We start from the raw sequence: 25,083 nt of genomic DNA, 5'->3' as shown, positions 1-25,083 counted from the left end.
CCAGCCCATAAGATGAATTTAAGTTTCGATTTAGGAGCGAGATTTTCTTTCGGGTTAGGGTACGGGTCATACTTCTGGTCGCGCGGACAAGCCCATCTAACAAGCGGGCATCGACAGACACGGAAGCACGGGGTTACAGCTGAAGTACGCGGTGCCATCCACGGTGGTCCGCACAGTCCAGCGGTGTAGTTCCCACACGCAAAGCGTCCCGCATCTCACCCACAAACGGGGAGTCAAGAAGAATGAACGCCTTGCTGATCGAGGAGCATCCGCTGCTCCGGCTCGGGCTGCTGCAGATGCTCGAAACCATCCAGGAATCCGGACATGTACTGGCGCTGGCGCCGGCCGACATCAACCGCCTGGAGATCCCGCACCGAAACGCCGACCTGCTGGTATTCGGCATGCCCGCCGACCAGGCCACCGGCTGGGAACAACTGGAACAGGCCCGCGAACGGCTCGCGCCGCAGCGCATCCTGGTACTCGCCGATAGCCTTCCGCTGCATGTGCCGTCGCCCGACGCCGCGCGCGGCATCTGCGGCTGCCTGCCCAAGTCGGCATCGCTGGCCGTGATCGAGGCCGCGATCCGCCTCGCCATATCCAGCGTGCAGGGGCTGATGTTCGCGGGTGATGCCGTGGCCACACCCGTCGCCTCGCGCTCGGCCATGCCGGCCGCGACATCGCTGGCGTCTGCGGCCCCGCTGCCGCTGTCGCCGGCCACACCGCAGGACGCGGTATCGCCATCCGCCTGCGCGAGCGCCATGCGTGCCGCGGTGGCAGTGCGCGACCTGACCAGCCTGCGCCCGGGCCAGCCCATCGCCGCGGCGCCCGTCGCGCCCGCCAACGGCCTGCCGATGGCGGGGGAAGAGCCCAGCTACGACGAGGCGGAGATGCTCAAGATCACGCCGCGCCAGTACGAAGTGCTGGTGCTGCTGGCGCGCGGCTATCCGATCAAGACGGTCAGCCGCATGCTCAATATCTCCGTGGCCACGGTGAAGAGCCACGCCTGCACGCTCTACCAGCGACTCAAGGTGCGCAACAAGGGCGAGGCGGTCTATGCCGCCCTGCAGCGCGGGGCCACGCTGGAGTGGGTCAATGGGGACGAGCACGCGGCCCGCGACGGCAACGCGCGACGTGTATTCACACGCACCGGCGACGCGCCGTTCGACACCAACGGCCTGTCGGTCTGAAGCGCCGCCGGACCAACCCGCTGCCTGCCACGGGCGCCTTCACCGGAAGGCGCCCGTTTCATTTCGCGCACGCCGCTGCCCGCCCTGCCGCTGTGTGGGCTACCAGACAGTGGGTACGGTGCAGCACCCCATACAGTCCGCATTACCGCAAACCAACATGTGACTGTCATGGGCGCAAACGAACTGGACAACCTCCTCCACACGGAAGACAAGGCCGGCGATTCGCAGGTCCCGCAAGGCCGCAACGGCAGGCGCCGGGCACTGATCACCGGCATCACCGGACAGGACGGTTCGTACCTGAGTGAATTCCTGCTCGCGAAGGGCTACGAGGTCCATGGCATCAAGCGCCGCAGTTCGCTGTTCAATACCGAGCGCATCGACCATCTGTACGAAGACCCGCAGGCGCCGCGCCGCAGCCTGATCCTGCACCACGGCGACATGACCGATACGGCCAGCCTGGTACGCGTGGTGCAGCAGTCGGCGCCGGACGAGATCTACAACCTCGCGGCCCAGAGCCATGTCCAGGTGTCGTTCGAGGAACCCGAATACACCGCCAACACCGATGCCATCGGTTCGCTGCGCCTGCTCGAAGCCGTCCGCATCCTTGGCATGGAAAAGGACACGCGCTTCTACCAGGCATCCACATCGGAGCTGTACGGCCTGGTGCAGGAGATTCCCCAGCGCGAGACCACGCCGTTCTATCCGCGCAGCCCCTACGCGGTGGCCAAGCTCTACGCCTACTGGATCACCGTGAACTATCGCGAAGCGTACGGCATGTACGCGTGCAACGGCATCCTGTTCAACCACGAGAGCCCTGTGCGCGGCGAAACCTTCGTCACGCGCAAGATCACGCGCGCCATTGCGCGGATTGCGCTGGGGCTGCAGGACACGCTGTACCTGGGCAACCTGTCGGCACTGCGCGACTGGGGCCATGCCCGCGACTATGTCGAGATGCAGTGGCTGATGCTGCAGCAGGCCGCGCCGCAGGACTTTGTCATCGCCACCGGCGAACAGCACAGCGTGCGCGACTTCGTCACGCTGGCGGCGGGCAAGCTGGGCATCACGGTGAAGTTCGAAGGCACCGGCGTCGACGAGGTGGGCATCATTACCCATATCGAGGATGCACGGCGCCAGCTGTCTTCGCGCTGCAAGGTGGGCGACGTGATCGTGCGCGTGGACCCGCGCTACTTCCGTCCCACCGAGGTCGAAACGCTTTTGGGCGATCCAACCCGCGCCCGCGAACAGCTGGGCTGGTCGCCGCGCATCACGTTCGACGAACTGGTGCACGAGATGATCGAGGCCGACTTCGCCTCGGCGCGCCGCGACGCACTGGTCAAGATGGCGGGCTTCAGGACCTACAACTACCATGAGTGATTCCCAACCCAACGTCTTCGTGGCCGGGCACCGCGGCATGGTGGGGTCGGCCATCGTGCGCGCGCTGGCGGCGCGGGGCGACGTGAACCTGGTGTGCCGCACGCATGCCGAACTGGACCTTACCGACCAGCAGCAGGTGCGCGCCTTCTTTGCATCGCAGCCGGTGGACGTGGTCTACATGGCCGCCGGCCGCGTCGGCGGCATCCACGCCAACAACACGTACCGTGCCGAGTTCATCCAGCAGAACCTGGCAATGGCGACGAACGTGATTCACGAGTCGTACCGGGCCGGGGTGCGCAAGATGCTGTACCTGGGATCGAGCTGCGTCTATCCGAAGCTGGCGCCGCAGCCGATCGTCGAGGCATCGTTGCTGACCGGCGAGCTGGAATCCACCAACGCGCCGTACGCGCTGGCCAAGATCGCCGGCATCATGCTGTGCCAGAGCTACAACCTCCAGTACGGCACCGATTACCGCTGCCTGATGCCGTCGAACCTGTACGGACCCGGCGACAACTACCATCCCGAAAACAGCCATGTGATTCCGGCCCTGCTGCGCCGCTTTCACGAGGCCCGCAAGAACGGGACAGGCGAGATCGCCATCTGGGGCACCGGCACCCCCCGGCGCGAATTCCTGCACGTGGACGATCTGGCACAAGCCTGCCTGCACGTAATGGATGCGGACCGCGCGGTCTACGACGACTGCGCCGGCCCCTCCGGCACGCATTTGAACGCCGGCAGCGGCTACGACGTCACGATTGCCGAGCTGGCGGGCATGGTTGCCGAAGCCGTGGGCTATCGGGGCGAGATCACGTTCGATCCGTCCAGGCCCGACGGCACGCTGCGCAAGCTGCTGGACAACAGCGCCATCACCAGTCTGGGCTGGCGGCCGCGTATCGCGCTGCCGGAAGGCCTGCAATCGACGTATCGCGACATCGTGCGCGACGGCATCGTCGGCTGACCACGGCCGTTGGCCGCCTGTATGGAGACGCGCACCATGGCAAACGCATCGCGCATGCTCAGGAAGCCCGCCGCGCAGTCGCATGTACTGGTGGCGGGGCCGGTCCGGAACTGCAGCGCCACCATCGAGAAAGAGACGGAACGGCTGGCCCGCGCCTTGTCGCCGTTCGCTTCGGTCAGCTTCCTGCTGGCCGAAAGCGATTCGTCGGACGACTCGATCGAGACGCTGCAGCGGCTCGCCCGGACGCGCCCCGGTTTTGCCTTCATCTCGCTGGGGCACCTGCGCGACCAGCATCCGGTGCGGTGCGACCGCATCGCCATCTGCCGCAACCGGTACGTGGACCTGATTCGCTCGGCGCCCGAGTATGCACATATCGACTATGTGATCGAGGCGGACATGGATGGCCTGAACACCGCGCTGGACGCCGCCGGTGTGCTGTCCTGCTGGGACACCGATATCGACTGGAGCGGCATCACCGCCAACCAGCGCCTGTGCTACTACGACATCTGGGCGCTGAGGCATCCGTACTGGTCGCCGGTGGACTGCTGGAAGGCTTACCACGCGGTGGTGGAAAAGGTGGGGCCGCGCCAGGCGTTCGACATGTGCGTGGGCTCCAAGCAGATCCACATCCCCGCCGACACCGGGCTGATCGAAGTGGACTCCGCTGGCGGCGGCTTTGCCATCTACAAGCGCGAGGCGTTCGTGAAAGGCCACTACGCCGGCGTCGACATCAACGGCGACGAGGTCAACGAGCACATCTCGTTCCACGACGACCTGCGCGCGGCCGGCCATCGCATCTACATCAACCCGGCGATGATCAATGCCGAGTACACGGACCACACCTACTACAAGACGCGCATGGGCCATCTGCGCGCAAGGCTGATGTGGACGCTGCGCGACACCGCGGACCGGCTGCGCTGCCGGCACGGCCTGGAATCGGTCGTCCGCTCGCTCAAGCGCGTGGTCGGCTAGGCGCGGGCCGGATTCGTGTGCGGCGACGCACAGATGCCGCAGCAGTCCGATGGGAACCTGCGGACACGGTGTCTGACGGCTGGGTCGGCGTGGCCGTCCGGATGACCTTGTAGACCTTGCAACCAAGACAGGATTGCGGATGCGGCAGCTCTATACGACAAGCCGGCGGCCCTGGGCCGAAGGAGACCACGCGATCTTCTACTTCGCGCTGGGCGCGATCTCGGCCATCCGCGTGGTGATGCTGGGCGAGATCAGCATCGGCGAACTGCTGGCGCTGTTGGTGACCGCCTACCACCTGGCATCGTTCAAGGTAGACCGCAAGCTGGCTCCGCTGCTGGCGCTGACGCTGATGTGGTGCGTGGCGCAGACCCTGTCCGACATCCAGAACCACAGCGACCTCGTCACCTCGCTCAAGGGCGTGCTGGCGCCGCTGGTGTTCTTTGGCACCGTCTATGCGATTGCCATCCACTTCAATCACGGGCAGGAACGGCGCATCTGGTACTTCCTGGCGGGCACGACCATGTTCCAGATGTACGACACGCTGGCAAATCCGGTGGAGGCGGCGCTGCTGAATCCCTGGAAGTGGGGCTTTGCCACGCCGCTGCTGGTGCTGCTGCTGGCCTACCTGTCCGCGCGGCGCGCCGGCAAGGTGTTCACCGCGTGCTGCCTGCTGGCGTTTTCCGCAATGTCGATCGTGTTCGACTTCCGCAGCCTGGCTGCCATGTCGGTGCTGGGTGCGATCGTGTTCCTGTCCCGCAACTCCGTATTCATGCACAAGCTCGGGAAGCTCGTGCGCAAGGCCGGCGGCGTGCTGCTGATCTTTGCCGTGCTGGCCTTCGTCATCTTCATCCTCAACATGGTGTTCACGCTGGTCTTCGCGCATTCGGCCGACTTCGGCTTCCTGTCGCCGGAGGCGGTCCACAAGTACACCGTGCAGGCCAACAGCGAGTACGGCATCCTGTTCGGCGGGCGTTCGGAAGTCGTCATCTCGGTCAAGGCGTTCCTGGACGCCCCGCTGCTGGGTCATGGCTCCTGGGCCGTCGACCGCCACGGCTACGTCGATGAATACAACCGCCTGACCCACCAGATGGGCATGGCGCTGACCGACAAGTTCGACGAACTCGAAACCACGATGATTCCCACGCACTCGTACCTGATGGGCGCGATGGTGTGGTGCGGCATCGCCGGCGGCATCTTCTGGCTGAGCGTGGTGGGCGGCTGCCTGCGCATGTTCCTGGCGCAGGTCAGGCAAATGCCGGTCTACTTCTGCGTGGCACTGCCGCAGTTCATCTGGGACGTGTTCTTCTCGCCCTTCGGTGCCGCCAACCGCTGGCAGGCTGCCGTCTTCGTCGGGGTCATGTTCGCGTTCAGCGCCATGCAGCAGCACCGTGTCCGCGTCCGCACCCCCGCAGAAACGGGTACGCGGCCGTCCAGATTCAAACTCGCGAGGTCCGTGTGATCAAGATCAGCGTCGTCACGATTTCCTTCAATCAGGCCAAGTATCTGCCCGCCTGTATCGATTCCGTCCTCGACCAGCACTACGGCAACCTGCAATACATCGTGGTGGACCCCGGCAGCACCGACGGCAGCCGCGACATCATCGACGGCTACGGCGACCGGATCCAGCGCGTATACGAGCGCGACCGCGGGCCCGCCGACGGCCTGAACAACGGCTTCCGGCAGGCCACTGGCGACGTCTTCTTCTTTCTCAATGCCGACGATGCGCTACTGCCGGGTTCGCTGGCCTACGCCGCGGCGGTCTTCGAGGCCCACCCCGACATCGACGTCCTGTGCGGCAGCGGCTTCAAGATCGACGGCGACGGCAAGCTGCTGCGCGAAATCCGCGCCTCGACCATGTCGCGCCTGCGTCTGGTCTACGGCGCGGCCAACCTGTTCCAGCAGGGCGTGTTCTTCCGCGCCGGCTGCTATCACGCCGTGCAGGGGTTCAACATCGAGAACAGCACCTGCTGGGACGGCGAGCTGCTGCTCGACATGGCCGTGCGTGGCGCGCGGTTTCGGGCCTCGCGACGCCACGTCGGCCTGTTCCGCATCCACGACACGTCGATCTCCGGCACCAACCGCCTGCTCGAACAGTTCTACCGCGACGGGGCCCGCATGTTCCGCAAGGTCATGAACCGCGAGCGGCGCCCCTACGATGTCATCCCGGCCTATCTGCTTCGGGCCGAAAAACACCTGACGACCCGCCTACCCACGCGCTGGAGGTAATTTCCATCATGCAGACGAGAATCGCGATTCTGTGGCCCCAAGGCTCGGGCTATCTGAATGCGGCCATCAACGCCGCCGTCGACGGCGGCGCACAGGTGCTCTATTCGTGCTTCGTGCCGCACCCGGTGTCACCGTACACCCGGCTCGACGAAGGGCGCCGTGAAGGCGTGCGGGTCATCCAGTGGCAGCCCGACCAGATCGACGAATCGCTTCTGCAGGCGGAGGTGGCGCAGTTCGCGCCGGACATCATGATCGTCTCCGGCTGGCATATTCCCCAGTACATGCGCATCTGCCGCGCCATGGCGGGCCGCACGCTGCGGCTGCTGGCCATGGACAACCAGTGGGAAGCCCGCCTCAAGCAGATTGGCGGCTCGGTGCTGTCGCGCGTGATGATCACCCCATACTTCGATCGCGCCTTCGTGCCCGGCGAGCGCCAGTTCCAGTTCGCGCGGCGCCTGGGGTTCTCCGACAGCCAGATACTGGATGGCCTGTTCACCTGCGATCCCGCCTTCTTCGAGGCAGGCGAGACACGCGACCCCGCGCGCGGCGACGGCTTTGTCTTCGTCGGCCGGCTGGCTCCGGAAAAAGGCCTCGATACGCTCCTCGCGGCCTATCGCATGTACCGCCAGCACGCCGCCGATGCGTGGCCGCTGCATATCTATGGCGCGGGCACGCTCGATGACGCGAATGTGCCCGGTGTGCACGTCCACGGCTTCCTGGAGCCGGATGAACTGCCGGCCACCATGGCCCGCCACCGCGCGCTGATCATGCCCAGCCGTCGCGAGCCATGGTGTGTGGCGCTGCAGGAAGCCGCGGCCGTGGGCCTGCCGATCCTCTGCACCACATCGTGCGGCGCCGCGCCGCACCTGGTCAAGAACGGCTTCAACGGCTACAAGTTCGCCGCCGACGACCCCGCGATGCTGGCGGCGGCCATGCAGGCGCTGACCGACACCGACGATGCCGGTATCGTCGCCATGTCGCGCGCCAGCCGTGCGCTGGGCGCGCAATACCATCCGTCGCTCTGGCTGCGTAACCTGACCGACGCACTGCGCTGGTCCGGCGCACGCCAGACGGCATCGCGGCCGGTTTCCACTTCCTCGGCCGCTCTGGGCGAGGCCACCATCTGAAATCCGCGCGGGAATCGCCGCCCTGCCGCCTGCGCGGCCGGGCGGCTTCGGCATTGACGAAAGCGTCGGGAAGAATCCGGAAGACCGCGTCGCTCAGGGCGCCGCGTGAGGTGCCGCATCGGAGGCCGCAGTGGAGGACGCCGTGGAGGCCACACTGGATGCCGGCTTCGGCACCACCATGCCGCTGCGCACAAAGACCCGGATGCGCGGCAGCAGCGCCAGGAACAGCACCACTTCGGTGGCCAGCACGCCGAGGGCCACGGCGGAACTGCCAATCGACTTGCCGGCCAGCCAGGCCACCAGCAGACCCGCCGCGTTGGCGCCGAGGTACAACAGCGAATAGCGCGTGTGGTTATTGGTCGACGTGAACATCAGCGAGCCGGTGTACCACAGCGAATTGACCACGGCGGCCAGCAGCAGCCATTCGTAGTCCGGATGCTCGGGCAGCAGCTTGCCGTGTGTCCAGAAGCGGCAGATCCAGTCGCCCAGCACGTACAGCGCACCGCTGGACAGCACGGCCAGCGCAATGCAGCCTGCAGTGGAACGACGGTAGAGCGATCGCAGCGCCAGCGTCTTGCCTTCGCCATAGAGCCGGCCGATTTCCGGCGCCAGGGCCAGATTGACCAGCTGCGACAGCTGGTACGGAATGCGCGCCAGCGTGCGCATGGCCGAGAAATGCGCCACCACCACGGGTCCGAACAGCGTGCCCGCCAGCAGCACGATGCCCTGCAGGTTCAGCGCGTTGCCGAAGGGAAAGGCCAGCATGGCGATGGCCGGCAGCAGCATCTCGCGCAGGTCATGCAGCGAGGCATGCCTCAGACCGACGCGCGCCCACGGCGCGAACTGGCAGGCGTGGGTGTACATCGCCAGCACGAGCCCCAGGCGTGTCAGCGCAATCACGGCCAGCAGTTCCATGAAGCCCGCCTTCAGCCAGACCGCGCCGGCCGACACCAGCGCAAACTCGATCAGCCGTGCGGTATTGGTCCAGATCGTGGACTGGGCGTAACGCTGCTCGGCCTGGTACACGCCGCACAGCAGCACCACAAGCATCTGCGCGATTACCTGCATCACGATCATCAGCGCGGCGGGCAGAACATCTGCCGCGTCGATGCCGAGCCACCCCGCCACGGGCGCCGCAATGCCGATGCCGACCGGCACCGCGACCGCCGACAGCACCACGCCAACGCCTAGGATCAGCACGAACGCCGACTGGTAGCTCACCATCGCCATGTCGGCCTTGCCCGCCGCAATGCCCATGATCATGCGGTTCATGGCCACGCCGGTGAATCCGAATTCGAACAGGCCCAGATAGGCGGCAACGGTCAGCAGCATCAGCCACGTGCCATAGCGTTCGGGGCCCCATGCCGTCAGCAGCAGGGGCACGCTCAGCAGTTGGGTGGCAACGGTAGACGCCTGGGCATACACATTGGCGCCAATACCGCGAGCAATCCGGTTCATGATGGTTCCTGACACAGGCCGACTGCAGCAGCATCGCGCGTGAATCATTCGCCCTCTGTTCGGTGGCACACACCATGCGCCGCAAGGCCACGCGCCCGGCGTGCGTGTGTTGCCACACAGTTGTCACGGCGCAAACCGGGGACACTGGCATCGTGCGCAGGCCGTACGGCTTTCGCCTGGACCCGCAATGCGTCCGCAACCCGCCCGCAGCCTGCCGCTCCCAGCCAGTCAAGGACATGGCGCGACCAGGTGCCGGAATCCGTCCGTACGCGCCTTTCCGACCTCGATCGCGACATGAAGCTGCTGCTCTACTGCCTGAACTACGCCCCGGAGATCACCGGCATCGGCAAGTACGCCACGGAACAGGCGGAATGGCTCGCCGCACGCGGCCACGACGTGCGCGTCATCACCGCCCCCCCCTACTACCCCGCCTGGCGCATCTCGGAAGGCTACGCCGGCTGGAAGTACCGCCGCGAAGATCTCAACGGCGTGCGCATCTATCGCGCCCCGCTGTGGGTGCCGCACCGGCCTTCGGGACTGAAGCGCCTGATCCACCTGGCCAGCTTCGCCGCCAGCAGCCTGCCGGTCCTGTGGGCGCAGTGGACGTGGCGGCCCGACGTGCTGATGCTGGTGGAGCCGCCGCTGGCCTGCGCGCCCGCTGCGCTGCTGTTCGGGCGCTGGCGCCAGGCGGCCACGTGGCTGCACATCCAGGACTACGAAGTGGACGCCGCCTTTGCGCTGGGGCTGCTCAAGCACCCCGCGCTGAAATGGCTGGCCAACCGGCTCGAGCGCGGCGCGCTGGCACGCTTCGACCGCATCTCCACGATCTCGCACGCCATGCTGGCGCGCGCACGTCAGAAGGGCGTGCCGCCGTCGCGGCTGGTCATGCTGCCAAATGCCGTCGACCTGCGCGCCATCCGGCCGCTGGCCGACCACAAGTACCGCGAGATGCTTGGCATTGCGCCCGACGCCGTCGTGGCCCTGTACTCGGGCAACATGGGCGCCAAGCAGGGCCTGGAACTGCTGGCGGAGTCCGCGCGCCTGCTGGCGGGCCATCGCCACATCCATTTCATCTTCTGCGGCGATGGCGCCGGCCGCGCCGACCTGGCCGACCGCTGCGAAGGCCTGGAACGCGTGCATTTCCTGCCGCTGCAGTCCACCGACCGCTTCCCGGCCCTGCTGGGCTGCGCCGACATCCATCTGATGCCGCAGCGCGCCGATGCCGCCGATCTCGTGCTGCCCTCGAAACTCACTGGCATGCTGGCCAGCGGCCGTCCGGTGGTAGCCACGGCCCACGCCGGCACCGAACTTGCCACGCTGGTGGCGCAGTGCGGCGTGGTGGTCCAACCGGGTGATGCACCGGCGCTGGCGCACGCGATTGCCACACTGGCGGAGCAACCGGTACGGCGCGGCATGCTGGGCGCCGCAGGCCGCGCATGGGCCGAACGGCACCTCGACCGCGAAGCCGTGTACCAGGACATGGAAGCCACGCTGCTGCAACTGGTGCTGGAACGCTCGCGCGACGAAGCCGCCGCCGTAGGCATCGGCAACGACTGAGACCGCGTGCGTTGGCCGATGCCGGCCAGGCGAACGCCAGCCGCGGCGCTACGCCTTGCGCGCCACGAAGTGGAACCACATGATGTCTTGCAGCGGCTGGTCCGGCCTCAACGGCTGATCGTCTAGGTTGCCGTACACCGCGGCCGTCTCGAATCCCAGCGCGTCCAGTTCGCGCCGCTGGTGTTCCAGTTCCGTGTAGACGATGACGATGCCGAACTTGTGCGCGGCGCAAACGCGCACGGCGTAGCCGTCGAACTCGCGGTTCAGCCGCGAATTGCGCCGGTAGTTGATCGCCGCCAGCGGCAGGTTCACCACGATACGCGCCACATTGAATCCCAGCCGCAACGGGTTGTTCGACCACCGCGGCACCTGCAGGAAGCGGGTCAGCGTCTCGCGATACGAAGGCCCTGCCATGTTGTGCGTCGAAAAGACCAGCCACCCGCCCGGCCGCAGCACCCGCGCGAATTCGTGCAGGATGGCCTGCCGGCCCGGGTAGTCCACCGCGTCGATGCCGTTGAAGCTGAACATGATCAGCCCGAAGCTGTCGTCCGCAAACGCCGACAGGTCGCGCGCATCCATCTGCCGTACGCGAACGCCCGGATGATTGCGGCTGCAGATCTCCACCATCTCGGGCATGTAGTCGATGGCCAGGTAATCGTCGCTCACGCTGCGCAGCAGCGGCACGGTGCGTCCGCCGCCCACGCCCACGTCGAGAATCGGTGCGCCGCGCACGCTGTCGGCCACCAATGCCACCGCGGCGGCCTCGCCGGGATCGGTCCAGTCGCTGAGGATCCGGAACCAGCGCCTGGCTCCCCAGCTCCTCCATGCCTTGCGATTGATGACATCCTGCTGCATCACTGGAGAATTCATGGCTACCCCGTCCCATTCCTTCCAATGCGATCCCGCCGGATCGCCGCGACCACCGCAGAGCGGACATTGCGCCGTCACTACACGTACAACGGTACGATACCGCGCGCGGCGTGCTTCGGCTATGTGGGATGGCGTACCGAGTCCGCAAGCCGCATGCAGCACCCTGCAACCGGGTGCATTGCGCAAGCCCGGACCATGTATTCAAGGCAGGACATCCGATGATCATTCAGCGTGTAGACCGCTATTCCGGCCCGTCCTTCTCACTGGAAAACCGCATTCGGCGGCAGATCTGGAACTGGCTCTGGCTGCTGCTGTTCCGCCCGAGCCCGCGCACCTTCCACCGCTGGCGCGCCGCGCTGCTGCGCCTGTTCGGCGCGCACATCGGCCAGCACGTGCACATCTATCCCTCGGTGAAGGTCTGGGCCCCGTGGAACCTGTCGGTTGACGATCACTGCGCCGTGGCCGACGGATCCACGCTCTACAACATCAGCCCGATCCGTCTGGCCGACCATGTGATCGTGTCGCAGGGTTCGCACCTGTGCACGGGCTCGCACGACTACAACGACCCGACCTTCCAGCTGATCTCCTCGCCCATCACGCTGGAGCGCCATGTCTGGATCTGCGCCGAGGCGTTCCTGTCGCCCGGCGTGACGATCGCCGAAGGTTCGGTGGTGGCGCCGCGCTCCGTGGTCACGCGCTCGCTGGGCCAGCCGTGGACCGTCTACGGCGGCATGCCGGCCAAGCCTATCGCCCAGCGCACGCCGCAGGCATAGGCATCCGGCCGCGCGGGCAAGGCCGTCCGCTAGCGCGTCTCGACGGGTTGCGATTTCACGGCGTGGGTGTCGCCATCCGTGACCGGGCCGCGCGCTTCGGCGGCGGCGGCATCGGCGGCCATGCGCATTTCGCGCGTCTTCAGCACGATCATGTACTCGTAGATCGATTGCAGCAGCGCATAGTGCAGGCTGATCGGGCCATCCAGGCAGCCGCCGCGGAACAGCAGCACATAGAGGAACTTCAGCAGCGGCCGGCCCGGCATGCGGTAGAACAGGCGCTTCTGGTGCATGCGCCGCTCATGCGGATCGCGTGCGAAGAACGCCTTGGCCAGCGACGGCTTGCCGACGCGCCGCGAGGCGATCAGCTCGGCCTCCATCGTCGAATACAGGTTGTGCTTGTCGAACCAGTGGGACATGCCCTTCGAGAACGAAAAATGGTCAAAGTGATGGCGCATGTCGGCAATGTCGCCGTCCACGACCAGCACCTCGTTGATATCCCGTTCGTAGTGCACACGCGACCGTCGCACCAGGCGGATGCTCAGCGGCGAGATGATCGAGTGCTTCAGGTGCTTGCCCATCCAGTAGTCACGCCGCCGGATGCGGCCAGCGGCCACGTTGTCGGGCGCCTGCCGTACCATGGCCAGCGACTCCTCGATCAGCTCGGGGCTGGCGCGTTCGTCGGCATCGAGGATCAGAACCCAGTCGTTGCGCAGCGGCAACTCGTGCAGGCCGAAGTTGCGCTGCGCCGCGAAGTTGTCGAATGGGCGCACCGTCACGGTGGCGCCATGCGCGGCGGCGATCTCGCGGGTGGCGTCGGTGCTGGCCGAATCCAGCACATGCACGTCCTGCAGCCGAGACACCGCGCGCAGGCACCCGCCAATGTCGAGGGCCTCGTTCTTCGTGAGGATCAATACAGAGAGCTTGTCCATCGGTTCTGGCTAGTAGGGTTCGCCATGCAGCGATGCATCGGGCGCCGGCATGGCATCCTGCCGATCGCCGAGCAGATGCACCAGCCGCGCGGCCACGCGCTCCACCTGGAAGCGTTTCTGGAAGCTGGCAAGCGCGGCGGCGCCCATGCGCGCCCGCGCATCGGGCGCCACATCCAGCCACTGGCGCAGCACGGCCACCGTGCCGGCCACGCTGTCGTCGCCGGCCAGGCCCGCCTCGTCCTGCACGATCTCGCGCCAGATATTCACCTTGTCCGAAATCAGCACCGGCACGCCGCACGCCATGGCTTCGGCCACGGCCACGCCAAAGTTCTCCTGGTGGGACGGCAGGCAGAAGGCCTCGGCCGTGCGGAACGCCCCCCACTTCAGATCGCCGGCGAGCATCCCTGTCCAGATCACGCGGCCGTGGATACCGGCGTCCTCCGCGATCGACACCAGCGCGCGGCGCGTGGCGTGATCGCAGGGACCGGCCATCACCAGCTGCAGCGCGGGGTCCTGGTGCGCCACTTCGGCAAACGCCCGCAGCAGCAGGTCGCATCCCTTCTTTTCGTGCAGGCGGCCCAGGAACAGCAGGTTGCGCTTGCCGGCGGCCGCCGGATAGGCCGCCAGGAAGGCATCGCGCTGCCGTGCCGCGTCGTCGGGCGGCGCCGACGTGCCATACGACACGATTTCCTCCTTGCAGCGGTAGAGCGCGAACGACTCCCGGGCGCGCAGCCGCTCTTCCTCGCAGGTGAACAGCACCGCGCGCGCGTGGCGCAGCACCCAGTAGTCGCCAATGGGCCAGTACAGGCACTTCTTCAGATGCTTGAGCGGGTAGCGGCGCTTGAACCATGGGTCCAGCATGCCGTGCGTGAAGACGAAGTAAGGAACCCGCTTGCCGCGCGTGGCCAGCCACAGCGCCACGCTGTGGAACTGCCAGATGCCCTCCACGATGATCGCGTCGTAGTCCTCGCAATGGTCGCGCAGCCACCTGAGCATGGGCAGGTTCAGACCGTAGCGCCCCTTGCCGGGACCGAGCGCGATCAGCGGATATTCGTTATCGCGGATATGCGGCGCATCGGGCGCGTCCCCACAGCAGACGTGGACCTCCACGCCATGTGCCTGCAGCGGCTTGCGAAGCTGACGCACGCCCTCGATCGGACCACCGCCCGCGGGATGCATCGATGGAATGACGTGGAGCAGCCTCATTGTCGGCCTTCGGCAAAAACTGCAATGCGGGCCCGCCCTCCGGGCCTTGCTTGGCCGCAGGATAAGGCGCAACCCGCGCCGCGCTATGTTCGTTCGGCCACCTACGCGAAGCGCCTTGTCTGCCACAGTCGGCGCCCTGTGCCCGCTCGCACATCGGTCGCGCCAGGGCAGTGCACAGCGGGTCGGTCAGTGTGCGAAAACGCACCGATTCAGTACCCCGCACATTTCAAGATGCTGACATCCAGGGGCGTGGCGCGCCGGTTCGTGGTTCGCCCGCACATTGCAGGAGGAGGATGCCGTGAGCATGAATCAACATCTCAGCCGTAGCAGTCGTTCCGCAGTCGATCGTTGCCGCCGTGCGGGCCTGTTCGCCGCGCTGGGCGCAGCCCTGCTGCTGGCGGGCTGCGCAGCATCGCCAGGCATGTACTTCAGCCCCCAGACCACCGTGACCGCCGTCGGACCGGACGCCAAGGCCGACGTCACGCCGATCACGATGGAACTGGTGCAGGAAATGCGCTCGAAGACCAAGCCGGCCAACCTGAACGTCGAGGAGCTGTACGGCACGCCAGCGCCCTATCTGATCGGTGCCGGCGACATCATTTCCGTGGTGGTGTGGGACCACCCCGAACTGGTGTTCCCGACGCAGACCTACAGCATTGGCGCCGCGTTCGAGATTCCCACGTCGTCGGGCGGATCGAACATGCCGGGCTATGTGGTGAGCCCCAGCGGCGATATCCAGTTTCCGTACGCCGGGGTGATGCACGTGGGGGGCAAGACCGCCAACCAGGTGCGTGACGAAATGGCGCGCATCCTGTCGCGCGTGGTCCGCGATCCGCAGATGACCGTGCGCGTGCTTGGCTTCCGCAGCCAGCGCGTGTACGTGGACGGCGAAGTGAAGACGCCCGGCATGCTGGCCATCGACGATGCGCCGATGACGCTGGTCGAGGCACTGAACCGGGCCGGCGGCGTGCTGAACCTGACGGGCGACAACAGCCGCATCCGCGTGACGCGTGGCGAGCAGAGCTGGTACGTCAACATCCCCGCGCTGCTGCAGAAGGGCGTGGACCCGGCGCGCATCATGCTGAAATCCGGCGACATCGTGCGCGTGGAGCAGCGCGAGGACAGCAAGATCTTCGTGACCGGCGAAGTGGTCAAGCCCACGTCGCTGCTGATGCGCAACGGCAAGATGTCGCTCAACGAAGCACTGGGTGACGCCGGCGGCGTGAATCCCGGTACGGCCAATGCCGAGCAGATCTTCGTGATCCGCCGCACGTCGGAGGACAAGCCCAAGGTCTACCACCTCGATGGCACCTCGCCCGCCGCGCTGGCCGTGGCCGAGAGCTTCGACCTCGAACCGAAGGACGTGGTCTATGTGGATGCCCGCAACCTGGTGCGATGGAACCGCGTCATGAGCCTGCTCGTCAACCCGATCATCGGCATCAACAGCCTGAAACCCTAGGCCCAACACGCGAGTTTCCATGGTTCGCACCATTCTTGTCGTCTGTCTTGGCAACCGCTGCCGCAGTCCCATGGCTGCCGTCCTGCTGCAGCGGGCGCTGCCTGACTGCCGCGTGATTTCCGCCGGGCTGGCGCCGCCGGTGGGAGCCAGCGCAGATCCCCACGTGATCCGCCTGCTGAAACCCGAAGGCATGGACCTGGGCAGCCACCGGGCGCGCGCCGTGGATGCCGACCTGATGACGCAGGCAGACCTGGTACTGGTGATGGACAACGAACAGGGCGACGAACTGGCCGAGCAATATCCGGAGGCCCGCCACCGGATCTTCCGGCTTTGCGAGCACGAACACACCGACATCCCCGACCCGTTCGGCGGATCGCACACGATGTTCGTGATCGTGCTGGGACTTATCAGACAAGGCGTCGACTCCTGGTCGGCGCAGATTCAGGCAGACATTCAGCGCAGTACGTTGGCTATTGGTTACGGGGAGGCATCATGAGCAACGTCAAGAACATGCGGGACTACGAGCAAGACCTGGTGGATCCGCATGACAATCCGGTGGACCTGACCGCCTACCTGGACATCCTGGTCCGCTACCGCTGGACGTTCCTGAGCATCGTGCTGACCGGCGTGGTGATCGGACTCATCTACGCCATGGTGGCCAAGCCCGTGTATCGCGCGGACATCCTGGTGCAGGTGGAGGAACCGAATCCGGCGAGCGGCGCCACCAAGATGGCGGCGTCCGTATCGCCGGTGTTCGACGTCAAACCCGCTGCGGCCGCCGAAATCGAACTGCTGCGCTCACGCATGGTGGTGGGCAAGGCGGTGGATTCGCTGCAGCTGAACCTGGTGGCGTCGCCGCGCTATTTCCCCGGAATCGGATCGGCCGTGGCCGGGTTCAACCGCGAACTGTCGAAGCCGGGGTTGTTCGGCATGGGCGGCTTCGCATGGGGCAGCGAATCGATCACGGTGGCGCGGCTCGAAGTTCCGCAGGCCATGGACGGCCGCAAGATACTGGTCACGGCGCTGGGCGACCACAAGTACCGTCTGTCGTTCGCCAGCGACGATGCCAAGGGCGAGGGCGTGCTGGGCGCGCCGCTGACGGTGGCCACGGCCAGCGGCAGCGTGACGATCCAGATCGACCAGCTTGAAGGGCGGCCGGGCGCGGAGTTCAACGTGATCCACCTGCCGCGCGCGGCGGCCATCGCGGACCTGCAGGACCGCCTGCAGATTACCGAGAAGGGCAAGCAGAGCGGGGTGATCGGCGTGGCGCTGGAAGGCGGTTCGCCGGCCATGACGGCCGCAATCCTGAACGAGATCGGCACCGAGTACGTCGACCAGAACGTGCGCCGCAAGGCCGCCGAGGCGGAAAAGTCGCTGGCCTTCCTGGAAACCCAGCTGCCCGAGTTGAAGCAGCAGGTGGAAACGGCCGAAACGCGCTACAACGCCATGCGCAACCAGCGCGGCACGATCGACCTGAGCGAGGAATCGAAGCTGATCCTGTCGCAGTCGGTGGCCATCCAGACCAAGCTGCAGGAACTGCGCCAGAAGCGCACCGAGCTGATTGCGCGCTTCACGGGCAACCACCCGACCATCGAGATCCTGGACAACCAGATCGGCAACCTGCAGGCCCAGCTCAACGGCGTGACCGGCCGCATCCAGAAGCTGCCCGACGTGGAGCAGAACGTGCTGCGCCTGATGCGTGACGTGAAGGTCAGCACCGAGATGTACCAGTCGCTGCTCAACGACGTGCAGCAGCTGAAGCTGGTGCGCGCCAGCAAGGTGGGCACCGCCCGCCTGGTGGACGCGGCCGACGTGCCGCTCAAGCCGGTACGCCCCAACCGCCTGCTGATCGGCGTGGGCTCGCTGGTGCTGGGTATCGTGGCCGGGCTGGCTGCGGTGATCCTGCGCCGCGTGCTGGACGGCGGCGTGACGGACGCGGACGAGATCGAGCAGCACACCGGCATGACGGTGTACGCCACCATCCCGTTCAGCACGCACCAGGCGCGCCTGCATAGTGACGGCAAGTCTGGCGGCGACCTGCTGGCCCAGCGGATACCCGACGATCCGGCCATCGAGAGCCTGCGAAGCTTCCGCACCGCGCTACAGTTCGCGCTGGCCAATACCGACAGCAACGTGGTGATGATTACCGGCCCGGCCCCCGACGTGGGCAAGTCTTTCATCTGCGCGAACTTTGCCGCGGTGGCAGCCAGTGCGGGCCGCCGGGTGGTGCTGATCGATGCCGACCTGCGGCGCGGCAGCCTGAATCACCGTTTCGGCACCAAGCGCACGCCGGGGCTGACCGAGTACCTGACCGGCGCCCCGCTGGACCAGGTGCTGCAGCGCGATGTGGTGCCCGGCGTGGACTTCATCGCCACCGGCTCCGAACCGCCGCTGGCAGCGGACCTGCTGCAGAACCCCGCGATGGACAGCCTGCTGGAACTGCTCAAGCGCCGCTACGACATGGTGCTGCTCGATACGCCGCCGGTGCTGGCCGCATCCGATGCCGCGATCCTGGCGGGCAAGTCCGGGGCGGTGTTCATGGTGGCCCGCGCAGACCGCAGCACGACCGGCGAACTCAAGGCCGCCCAGCGCATCATCCATCAGGCAGGCAACCAGATCAAGGGCGTGCTGTTCAACGGCCTGCAGGTGGATGGCCGCTGGTACCGCGCGCACTACCGGTTTGGCAAGTACCGCTACATCAACCAGTACAGCGCGGACCAGGCAAGGCGCGCCTGACAGCACACGCACCCGTCTTCGCAAACCCGGCCGCTGGCCGGGTTTTTCATTGGGCCGCGAGGTTTCTGGACTTTCCCGGCTTTCCCGGTTTCCCGGCTTTCCCGGTTTCCCGGTTTCCCGGTTTGCCGGTTTTCGGCTTTCGGCTTTCGGCTTTCGGTTTTCGGCTTTCGGTTTTCGGGGTTTCGGGGTTTCGGCTTTCGGGGTTTCGGCTTTCGGGCTTTCGGGCTTTCGGGCTTTCGGGCTTTCCGGGGCTTCGTGGGATAGCGGCTTGCGGCCGCGTCATTCGGCTGGACGGCTGGACGGCTGGACGGCTGGACGGCTGGCGGGCAGGGATGTCGGGTGCTACACCGCCACCCGCGCCTCGGGGGGCTGCCCGGGGCCGCCGAGGCGGTTGCGGGCGCCCTGGCCCCCCGCATCGGCCATCGACTCCAGATGCCGTTGCAACTGCTTGGTCAGCCGGTCGCCGAACTGCTCGCGGCCATAGGCCAGGAACAGGCTGTGGTCGATGCCGTCGCGCAGCGACACGGTGATCTGGTCCAGGCCGGCCAGCGCCTCCAGGTCGCGGCCGAAGCGGAATTTCGCCTCGTCCAGCCCCACGTCGCTCGCACCGAACAGGAATTCCGTGCGCACGCCGCGACGGTTGAGCGCCTGCATCGCGGCGTTGGCGAAGGCAGTGACCGATTCGCCGTGGCCGGCCCTGCCATTCGCGGTGCCGTGTTCGCGCAGTCGCGCCATGCCGATCATGGCCCGCTCGCGCAGGCGGCGCCCCACCTGCTGCGCCATGCCCACCACGATCGGCCAGGCACGTCTTTCGCCATGCAGCAGCCGGCGCCAGTTGTTGGTCCTGCACGCGGCGTCCAGCAGGCCGCGCCAGGTGCGCACCCCGTTCTTGAGCTCGGCCTCGTCGGCGCGGCCCCAGCGGAACTTGACGATGTTGGCCATCAACAGGCCGTCGACGCCGGGATTGGCCAGCGCGGCCTGCAGCGACAGGAACGCGCCCGAACAGACGCCGGCCAGCACCACGCGCTCGAACCCCTGCGCGCGGACCCAGTCCACTGCGACGGAGACGTCACGGCGCGGCCCTTCCGAATAGATCGCCGGAATGCTCATGGTGCGGCAGGCCCCCGGGCTGTCTCCCAGCGCCGCCACATCGAGGCGCAGCGCCGCAACACCCTGCGCCGCCAGTTGCCGCGCCAGCGTCACGAACATGCGGCCATCGCCGACATGATGGTTGCCGCCGGTATTCGGAAAGATCACGGCCAGACGCGGTGCGGTCGGCTCGGTCGGCGTGCTCAACACGCCGAACTGCCTGCCGCCGTCGAGCCATACGGCCTCTTCCACCACGCCGTCGACCACGGTGGCCGGCGGATGCGCTGGCAGCAGTGCCGTAGGCGCGCCCTGCTGCGCCTGCACCGATGGTGCCAGCCATGCCACGATCTGCCGGTTGGCGGCCTCGGCCACCGCGGCATATTCGGACGACTGCATCAACGCCGGATATTCGGGAAACGGCGCCATTTGCACCTCGGCGCCGGCGCCTTGCCAGGTCTGAGCCAGCGCCGCCACGGCCGATGTACTGCCGGGCCAGGCATCGAGCATCCATACCCTGGGGGCCGGGCTGGCCGGCATGCGGTCCAGCCGCAGCGCGGCAATCTCCTTGACGGCATCGGCCGGCATGCGGAACGCCAGCACATCCTGCGCGCCATCGTCCGGGGCCGGCGGCCGCTCCATGGGGCCGGTGCTGTCGAGCCAGTTCAGGTGCAGCGCCCTGAGTTCGCGCAGATAGGCGCGGCCATTGACCACAGGCGCCAGCATCACCAGCCCGGCTACGGCGTTGTTCGGATTCGAGCGCATCGCGTCCGCCGCCAGCGCCGCCAGGCCGGCCCCCAGACGCAGGCCGCACAGCACGACGTTGCGCACGCCGGTCCAGGCGCGCAGCTTGTCGGCGGCGGCGATGATGCTGCACACGGCACGGGGAATCTGGTCGGGATCGTGACAGCGGCCCGATGAATCGCCGGTGCAGGGATAGTCGAAACGCAGGGCAGGCATGCCGGCTGCGGCGAGGTCATCGGCCAGGTGACGCCAGGCGCGGTGAGACCACATCATTTCGTGGCCTTGCGGTGCGCAAAGTACCACCCCGGTATCGCCGGGGGCTTCGTGCAGCCAGCCGGCGCAGCCTTCGAACATGACCCGTTTCATGCATCCTCCCCGATGCGATGGAAAGGGGGCCGTCCCCGCGCTTGCGTCGCCTCGGGGACGGATGCGGGCATGGCCCGCTATGCGGCCTTGCCCTGCACCGTGCGCACGTGCGCGATCTGTTTGACGGACGGCGCGATGATCGGCATGCCGAGATACGGATTCATGGTACCCAGCTCCGCCTGGTTGCTGCGCTTGGGCGTGACGCCGTTCAGGATGCCACCCGACAGGTTGGCGTGCGCACGCGCCAGCCGCTTGAGCGACTCGTCCACCTGGTCAGGCAACGTCGAGTCGGCGCGCAGCACCATCAATGTGGTGCCCACGATATTGGCGACCAGGGCGGCATCGGCCACGGCCAGCACCGGCGGCGTGTCGATCAGCACCAGGTCGAACCGTTCCGCACAGGCCCGCACGCATTCGGCGAAGGCCGGATGCATCAGCAGTTCGGACGGATTGGCCGGCGGGATGCCGGCCGGCAGCACCGACAGCCCGTTGACCACCGTGCGCTGCACCGCTTCGGGCAGCGCCACGTGGCCGGCCAGCAGGTCGGCCAGACCCACATCGGTGGGCAGGTCGAACCAGCTGGCCACCTTGCCGCGCCGCAGGTCGGCGTCGATCAGCAGCACGCGCTGGCCGGCTTCGGCAAACAGTACGGCCAGGTTGACCGACGCGAACGTCTTGCCCGCACCGGCCGTGGGGCTGGTGACGGCCAGCACGCGTTGCGGCGCGTCGCGCAACATGAAATGCAGTGCCGCGCGCACGCTGCGCAGACCTTCCACGGCCATCGAGTGCGGCGCGTTGCGGGCCAGCAGGAACTGGTCGTGCAGCCCCAGCCGCAACAGGCGTTCGGCGCCGTCCACGTCGTCGTCGCGGCGCTCCGCGAGTTCGTCCTGGGACACCAGGGCCTGCCCTGGCTGCTGGGCCAGCAGCCCGGCAACCTGCGAGTGCGAATAGGCGGCATGGGCGCGCGCATCGACGAGGCGCTCCAGTTCCATCTGTTCCTGACTGAAAACCACATCGCCGAGCATCGGCAAACCAAGGCGCAGTTCGGCTTCGTTGGCGGAATCGAGCGTGGGCCGGATGCGCTGACGCACCGTCACGCAGGCCATCGCCAGGCACAGCCCCATCAGCGCACCGGCCGTGGTGGCGGGCCAGGGACCAAGTCCCACCGGGCGCATCGGCACCAGGGCGCTGTCGAGCACGCGCACCAGGCCACTGCGGTCAAGCTGCACCAGCGAGAGCTGCTCTGCTTTCTGGCGCAGCGTCATGTACATGTCCTCGGCCACCTTGACGTCGCGTGTCAGCCCAACCGACTCACGCTCGGTCGACGACAGGTTCTGGTAGCGCGACTCCATGTCCTTGCGTTCGCGTGTCAGCTGCTGGATCTGGTTGTCGATCGTCTTGACCTCGTTGGCTTCCTCGGTAAAGCGCTGCAGCGTCTTGGTGCGTTCCAACTTCAGTTGCGCGATCTGCCGCTGGTAGTCGATGCTGCCCGTCAGGTACGACTGCGCGTCCTGCGTCGGCGCCATGGTGCCGGCCTTCGAGCGATAGCGCGTCAGCGCCGCCTCGGCGCGTTCCAGCTCGGCCTTGACGCGCGGGATCTCGTTGGTCAGAAAGGCCAGCGTCATCGCCGTATCGTCGCGCCGCTGCGACGCCTGGTTGCCGATGAACGATTCGGTAATGCCGTTGACCAGCGCCGCCGCAGCCGTGCGATCGGTGGTACGCCACGAGATGCTGACGGTACTGGCATCGCCGGGCTGCATGTCGATGCGCAGCGCGTTGGACACGTCGTCGATGGTCTGCACCAGGTCGCGGCGTGTCAGCACGAAACGCGTGCCGGGGCGCGCGTCCAGCCGGGCAACCCGCACGGCCACGCCATTGGCGTCGGCCACCTGTCCCACGGTGCCGGTCAGCAGTTCGGTGTCGCGGTCGTAGAGGCGATAGCCGTTGTCGGGCAGCACTTCGAGCGTCAGCGGCACGTTGAGCAGGCGATCCGGCACGGCGAGCTTGTCGACCGTGATCTGCTCGCCGCTCCACGCGTAGCCAAGGCTTGCCGGCCACGGCGTCACCACCCGGCCGGGCGTGGCGAAGTACGCCACAATGCCGCCGATCAGCGGTGCACGCAGCGGCTGGGCCGTGATGTCCAGGTGCAGGCGCTCGACCACGGGCGCCACCACGGTACGGCTGCGCAGCATGCCGGCGTCGAGCGGCACCGCCGGTGCGGACATGCCCGGCACCGGGTTGCGCGTCGCGCCGGTGGACTCACGCGGCTGCAGGACCTGGACGAGTGCGCTGGCGCTGTACACCGGCGGCTGCGACACCGCACAAAGCCATGCCACGACCGCGCCCACCAGGCCAGCGCCCAGGATCCATCCCGCGTGATCGACCATCGCCCGGCGCGCACTGCCGTTACCCACCGCGGGCATGGCCGGGTCGGCCGTTCCCACTCCACCCGCAAATGACATCTTGCTCACGACGTCCCCCTTGCCTTCGATTGCTGCTTCACCCGTGCGGACGCGCCTGACTACTTGCGCCCGTAGTTGTCATCAAACCTGACGATATCGTCCTCGCCCAGATACGAACCCGACTGCACCTCGATGATTTCCAGCGGCGTCTTGCCCGGATTTTCCAGTCGGTGCAGCGTGCCGATGGGGATATACGTGGACTGGTTTTCAGAAAGGATGCTGACCGTCTCGCCACACGTCACGCGCGCGGTACCGCGCACCACGACCCAGTGTTCCGCGCGGTGGTAATGCATCTGCAGCGACAGGCTGGCGCCCGGTTCGACCACGATGCGCTTGACCTGGAAGCGGTCGCCGTGGTCGATCGAGTCGTAGCAGCCCCAGGGCCGCTGCACCTTGCGGTGGTTTACCACCTCGCTGCCGTGCTCGGCCCGCAGGCGCTGCACCACGTTCTTCACGTCCTGCACATGGGCCTTGTCGACCACCAGCACCGCATCGGCCGTTTCCACCACCACCACATCCTGCACGCCGACGCAGGCGATCAGCCGGCCTTCGGAATGCGCGAGGCACGACGTCGCGCCATCGAACACCACACGGCCGCGCGCCACGTTGCCGGCGGCGTCCTTTTGGGCGATGTCCCAGATGGCCGCCCAGGAACCGACATCGGACCAGCCGGGATCCATCGGCACCAGCATCGCCGGCACGTCGGACAGCATCTCGATCTTTTCCATGACCGCGTAGTCGATGGAGTCGGACGGGCAGGCCTCGAAGGCTTCCTTGCACAGGCACAGCGCGTTGCCCTTGGCGGCACGCTCGGCGGCCTCGTAGGCGGCGCGGCACTGGCGCGCCATGTCGGGCTGCAGCTGGGCCAGCGCCCGCAACCAGACCGATGCGCGCACGACGTAGACGCCGCTGTTCCACCAGTAGTCGCCCGATGCCACGTAGGCTTGCGCCAGTTCCAGATGGGGCTTTTCCACGAAGCGTTCGAGCGGCAGCGCGCCTTCCTGCGACACGCTGCCGGTCCGGATATAGCCAAAGCCGGTCTCGGGCGCGCTGGGCCGCACGCCCAGCGTGACAATGGCGCCGCGATCGGCCTGGCGCACGGCAACGGCCAGCGCCGCGCGGAATGCTTCCGGATCCATCACGGCATGATCGGCCGGCGTGGCCACCAGCACCGCATCGCCGGATTCGCCGGCATTGGCCATCGCGTGCAACGCGGCCATCGTCAGCGCGGGGGCGGTGTTCCGGCCGCATGGCTCGGCCAGGATCTGCACGGGCTTGCCGCAACGTTTCATCATCGCGTCGATCATGAAGCGATGCTCCTCGCCGCACACCACGATCTGCGGGGCTTCGATGCCGATGCTGCGGCCGGACAGCGCGGCAAGGCCCTCAAGCCGGCGCGACGTGGCTTCCAGCAGCGTGTTGTCTGCCACCAGGTTCAGCAACTGCTTGGGATGCTGTTCGCGCGACAGCGGCCACAGCCGCGTCCCCGATCCGCCCGCCAGGATCACGGGCTGGATCAGCGCCTGCCGCGTCTGCGCGGCCGCGGCACCATGGCCCGTGTGCTCGATCATGTCCGGGACGGCGGCAGAGGGA

The 25,083-nt window shown here is 67.0% G+C and carries 19 protein-coding genes; 12 read left to right on the top strand and 7 right to left on the bottom strand.

Annotated features, from left to right (window positions below; translation table 11 throughout):
- The first annotated feature begins 242 nt into the window (after window positions 1-242).
- From BLQ58_RS26925 to BLQ58_RS26900, 7 genes are all read left to right on the top strand, one after another.
- Window positions 243-1,187 carry a helix-turn-helix transcriptional regulator gene (locus BLQ58_RS26925; RefSeq protein ID WP_029050783.1) on the top strand — a complete coding sequence of 315 codons (945 nt, stop codon included), beginning with the start codon at window positions 243-245 and terminating at the stop codon, window positions 1,185-1,187.
- A 168-nt stretch (window positions 1,188-1,355) separates the two neighbouring features.
- On the top strand, window positions 1,356-2,561 hold the full coding sequence (gmd, locus tag BLQ58_RS26920) for a GDP-mannose 4,6-dehydratase (RefSeq protein ID WP_029050784.1): 1,206 nt from the start codon (window positions 1,356-1,358) through the stop codon (window positions 2,559-2,561).
- On the top strand, window positions 2,554-3,519 hold the full coding sequence (locus BLQ58_RS26915; protein ID WP_029050785.1) for a GDP-L-fucose synthase family protein: 966 nt from the start codon (window positions 2,554-2,556) through the stop codon (window positions 3,517-3,519). The genes gmd and BLQ58_RS26915 overlap by 8 nt, the downstream gene beginning before the upstream one ends.
- Before the next feature lie 36 nt (window positions 3,520-3,555).
- Entirely contained in the window at window positions 3,556-4,491 is a 936-nt protein-coding gene (locus tag BLQ58_RS26910; protein ID WP_029050786.1) for a hypothetical protein, read from the top strand.
- 139 nt (window positions 4,492-4,630) lie between these two features.
- Window positions 4,631-5,950: a hypothetical protein gene (locus BLQ58_RS29265; RefSeq protein ID WP_029050787.1), complete on the top strand. Its 1,320-nt coding sequence runs from the start codon at window positions 4,631-4,633 to the stop codon at window positions 5,948-5,950.
- The gene (locus BLQ58_RS26905; RefSeq protein ID WP_049815806.1) at window positions 5,947-6,717 is read left to right on the top strand and encodes a glycosyltransferase family 2 protein; all 771 of its coding nucleotides are present in this window, start codon (window positions 5,947-5,949) and stop codon (window positions 6,715-6,717) included. Before BLQ58_RS29265 ends, BLQ58_RS26905 begins: the two co-directional genes overlap by 4 nt.
- Window positions 6,718-6,725: 8 nt before the next feature.
- Window positions 6,726-7,844 carry a glycosyltransferase family 4 protein gene (locus BLQ58_RS26900; RefSeq protein WP_092603424.1) on the top strand — a complete coding sequence of 373 codons (1,119 nt, stop codon included), beginning with the start codon at window positions 6,726-6,728 and terminating at the stop codon, window positions 7,842-7,844.
- A gap of 93 nt (window positions 7,845-7,937) precedes the next feature.
- Here the strand turns inward: BLQ58_RS26900 and BLQ58_RS26895 are convergent, their stop codons facing one another.
- Window positions 7,938-9,302, bottom strand: coding sequence for a lipopolysaccharide biosynthesis protein (locus tag BLQ58_RS26895; RefSeq protein ID WP_092603422.1), 1,365 nt, complete (start codon window positions 9,300-9,302; stop codon window positions 7,938-7,940).
- Between the two features lie 294 nt (window positions 9,303-9,596).
- Between BLQ58_RS26895 and BLQ58_RS26890 the strand changes: the two genes are divergently transcribed.
- A complete protein-coding gene (locus BLQ58_RS26890) occupies window positions 9,597-10,859 on the top strand; it encodes a glycosyltransferase WbuB (RefSeq protein ID WP_092603438.1) in 1,263 nt (420 codons plus the stop codon).
- Between the two features lie 48 nt (window positions 10,860-10,907).
- Here the strand turns inward: BLQ58_RS26890 and BLQ58_RS26885 are convergent, their stop codons facing one another.
- Complete coding sequence (locus tag BLQ58_RS26885; RefSeq protein WP_092603420.1) at window positions 10,908-11,729, bottom strand: class I SAM-dependent methyltransferase; 822 nt, start codon at window positions 11,727-11,729, stop codon at window positions 10,908-10,910.
- A 218-nt stretch (window positions 11,730-11,947) separates the two neighbouring features.
- Here BLQ58_RS26885 and BLQ58_RS26880 point away from each other — a divergent pair, with 218 nt between their 5' ends.
- Window positions 11,948-12,502, top strand: coding sequence for an LbetaH domain-containing protein (locus BLQ58_RS26880; RefSeq protein WP_092603418.1), 555 nt, complete (start codon window positions 11,948-11,950; stop codon window positions 12,500-12,502).
- Between the two features lie 29 nt (window positions 12,503-12,531).
- Here the strand turns inward: BLQ58_RS26880 and BLQ58_RS26875 are convergent, their stop codons facing one another.
- Complete coding sequence (locus BLQ58_RS26875) at window positions 12,532-13,431, bottom strand: glycosyltransferase family 2 protein (RefSeq protein ID WP_092603416.1); 900 nt, start codon at window positions 13,429-13,431, stop codon at window positions 12,532-12,534.
- A gap of 9 nt (window positions 13,432-13,440) precedes the next feature.
- Window positions 13,441-14,637 (bottom strand): glycosyltransferase, encoded by a 1,197-nt coding sequence (locus tag BLQ58_RS26870; RefSeq protein ID WP_092603414.1) that lies wholly within the window; start codon window positions 14,635-14,637, stop codon window positions 13,441-13,443.
- Window positions 14,638-15,058: 421 nt separating this feature from the next.
- Here BLQ58_RS26870 and BLQ58_RS26865 point away from each other — a divergent pair, with 421 nt between their 5' ends.
- From BLQ58_RS26865 to BLQ58_RS26855, 3 genes are read left to right on the top strand one after another with little or no spacing between them, the layout of a single operon-like run.
- Window positions 15,059-16,096, top strand: coding sequence for a polysaccharide biosynthesis/export family protein (locus tag BLQ58_RS26865; RefSeq protein WP_254776202.1), 1,038 nt, complete (start codon window positions 15,059-15,061; stop codon window positions 16,094-16,096).
- A gap of 19 nt (window positions 16,097-16,115) precedes the next feature.
- Window positions 16,116-16,592 (top strand): low molecular weight protein-tyrosine-phosphatase, encoded by a 477-nt coding sequence (locus BLQ58_RS26860; RefSeq protein WP_092603410.1) that lies wholly within the window; start codon window positions 16,116-16,118, stop codon window positions 16,590-16,592.
- Window positions 16,589-18,832: a polysaccharide biosynthesis tyrosine autokinase gene (locus BLQ58_RS26855; RefSeq protein ID WP_092603408.1), complete on the top strand. Its 2,244-nt coding sequence runs from the start codon at window positions 16,589-16,591 to the stop codon at window positions 18,830-18,832. The genes BLQ58_RS26860 and BLQ58_RS26855 overlap by 4 nt, the downstream gene beginning before the upstream one ends.
- 342 nt (window positions 18,833-19,174) lie before the next feature.
- On the opposite strand, the gene BLQ58_RS26850 is transcribed toward BLQ58_RS26855, so the two are convergent.
- From BLQ58_RS26850 to BLQ58_RS26840, 3 genes are all read right to left on the bottom strand, one after another.
- The gene (locus BLQ58_RS26850) at window positions 19,175-21,028 is read right to left on the bottom strand and encodes a serine aminopeptidase domain-containing protein (RefSeq protein ID WP_092603406.1); all 1,854 of its coding nucleotides are present in this window, start codon (window positions 21,026-21,028) and stop codon (window positions 19,175-19,177) included.
- A 77-nt stretch (window positions 21,029-21,105) separates the two neighbouring features.
- A complete protein-coding gene (locus BLQ58_RS26845) occupies window positions 21,106-23,490 on the bottom strand; it encodes a polysaccharide biosynthesis tyrosine autokinase (RefSeq protein WP_092603436.1) in 2,385 nt (794 codons plus the stop codon).
- 59 nt (window positions 23,491-23,549) lie between these two features.
- Window positions 23,550-25,061: a mannose-1-phosphate guanylyltransferase/mannose-6-phosphate isomerase gene (locus BLQ58_RS26840; RefSeq protein WP_175460023.1), complete on the bottom strand. Its 1,512-nt coding sequence runs from the start codon at window positions 25,059-25,061 to the stop codon at window positions 23,550-23,552.
- Between the last annotated feature and the right edge of the window lie 22 nt (window positions 25,062-25,083).

The sequence above is a fragment of the Ralstonia sp. 25mfcol4.1 genome, assembly GCF_900104095.1.
In the GTDB taxonomy this organism is placed as follows: domain Bacteria; phylum Pseudomonadota; class Gammaproteobacteria; order Burkholderiales; family Burkholderiaceae; genus Cupriavidus.
The sequence above is the reverse complement of the archived record's forward strand: the minus strand, read 5'-3'. Positions and strand labels throughout refer to the sequence as shown.

Coding starts and splice junctions, on each gene's coding strand:
- BLQ58_RS26840 (WP_175460023.1), bottom strand. CDS start 25,061: ATGATCGAGCACACGGGCCATGGTGCCGCGGCCGCGCAGACGCGGCAG.
- BLQ58_RS26885 (WP_092603420.1), bottom strand. CDS start 11,729: ATGAATTCTCCAGTGATGCAGCAGGATGTCATCAATCGCAAGGCATGG.
- BLQ58_RS26860 (WP_092603410.1), top strand. CDS start 16,116: ATGGTTCGCACCATTCTTGTCGTCTGTCTTGGCAACCGCTGCCGCAGT.
- BLQ58_RS26845 (WP_092603436.1), bottom strand. CDS start 23,490: ATGTCATTTGCGGGTGGAGTGGGAACGGCCGACCCGGCCATGCCCGCG.
- gmd (WP_029050784.1), top strand. CDS start 1,356: ATGGGCGCAAACGAACTGGACAACCTCCTCCACACGGAAGACAAGGCC.
- BLQ58_RS26910 (WP_029050786.1), top strand. CDS start 3,556: ATGGCAAACGCATCGCGCATGCTCAGGAAGCCCGCCGCGCAGTCGCAT.
- BLQ58_RS26880 (WP_092603418.1), top strand. CDS start 11,948: ATGATCATTCAGCGTGTAGACCGCTATTCCGGCCCGTCCTTCTCACTG.
- BLQ58_RS29265 (WP_029050787.1), top strand. CDS start 4,631: ATGCGGCAGCTCTATACGACAAGCCGGCGGCCCTGGGCCGAAGGAGAC.
- BLQ58_RS26850 (WP_092603406.1), bottom strand. CDS start 21,028: ATGAAACGGGTCATGTTCGAAGGCTGCGCCGGCTGGCTGCACGAAGCC.
- BLQ58_RS26870 (WP_092603414.1), bottom strand. CDS start 14,637: ATGAGGCTGCTCCACGTCATTCCATCGATGCATCCCGCGGGCGGTGGT.
- BLQ58_RS26915 (WP_029050785.1), top strand. CDS start 2,554: ATGAGTGATTCCCAACCCAACGTCTTCGTGGCCGGGCACCGCGGCATG.
- BLQ58_RS26925 (WP_029050783.1), top strand. CDS start 243: ATGAACGCCTTGCTGATCGAGGAGCATCCGCTGCTCCGGCTCGGGCTG.
- BLQ58_RS26890 (WP_092603438.1), top strand. CDS start 9,597: ATGAAGCTGCTGCTCTACTGCCTGAACTACGCCCCGGAGATCACCGGC.
- BLQ58_RS26895 (WP_092603422.1), bottom strand. CDS start 9,302: ATGAACCGGATTGCTCGCGGTATTGGCGCCAATGTGTATGCCCAGGCG.
- BLQ58_RS26875 (WP_092603416.1), bottom strand. CDS start 13,431: ATGGACAAGCTCTCTGTATTGATCCTCACGAAGAACGAGGCCCTCGAC.
- BLQ58_RS26865 (WP_254776202.1), top strand. CDS start 15,059: ATGTACTTCAGCCCCCAGACCACCGTGACCGCCGTCGGACCGGACGCC.
- BLQ58_RS26900 (WP_092603424.1), top strand. CDS start 6,726: ATGCAGACGAGAATCGCGATTCTGTGGCCCCAAGGCTCGGGCTATCTG.
- BLQ58_RS26855 (WP_092603408.1), top strand. CDS start 16,589: ATGAGCAACGTCAAGAACATGCGGGACTACGAGCAAGACCTGGTGGAT.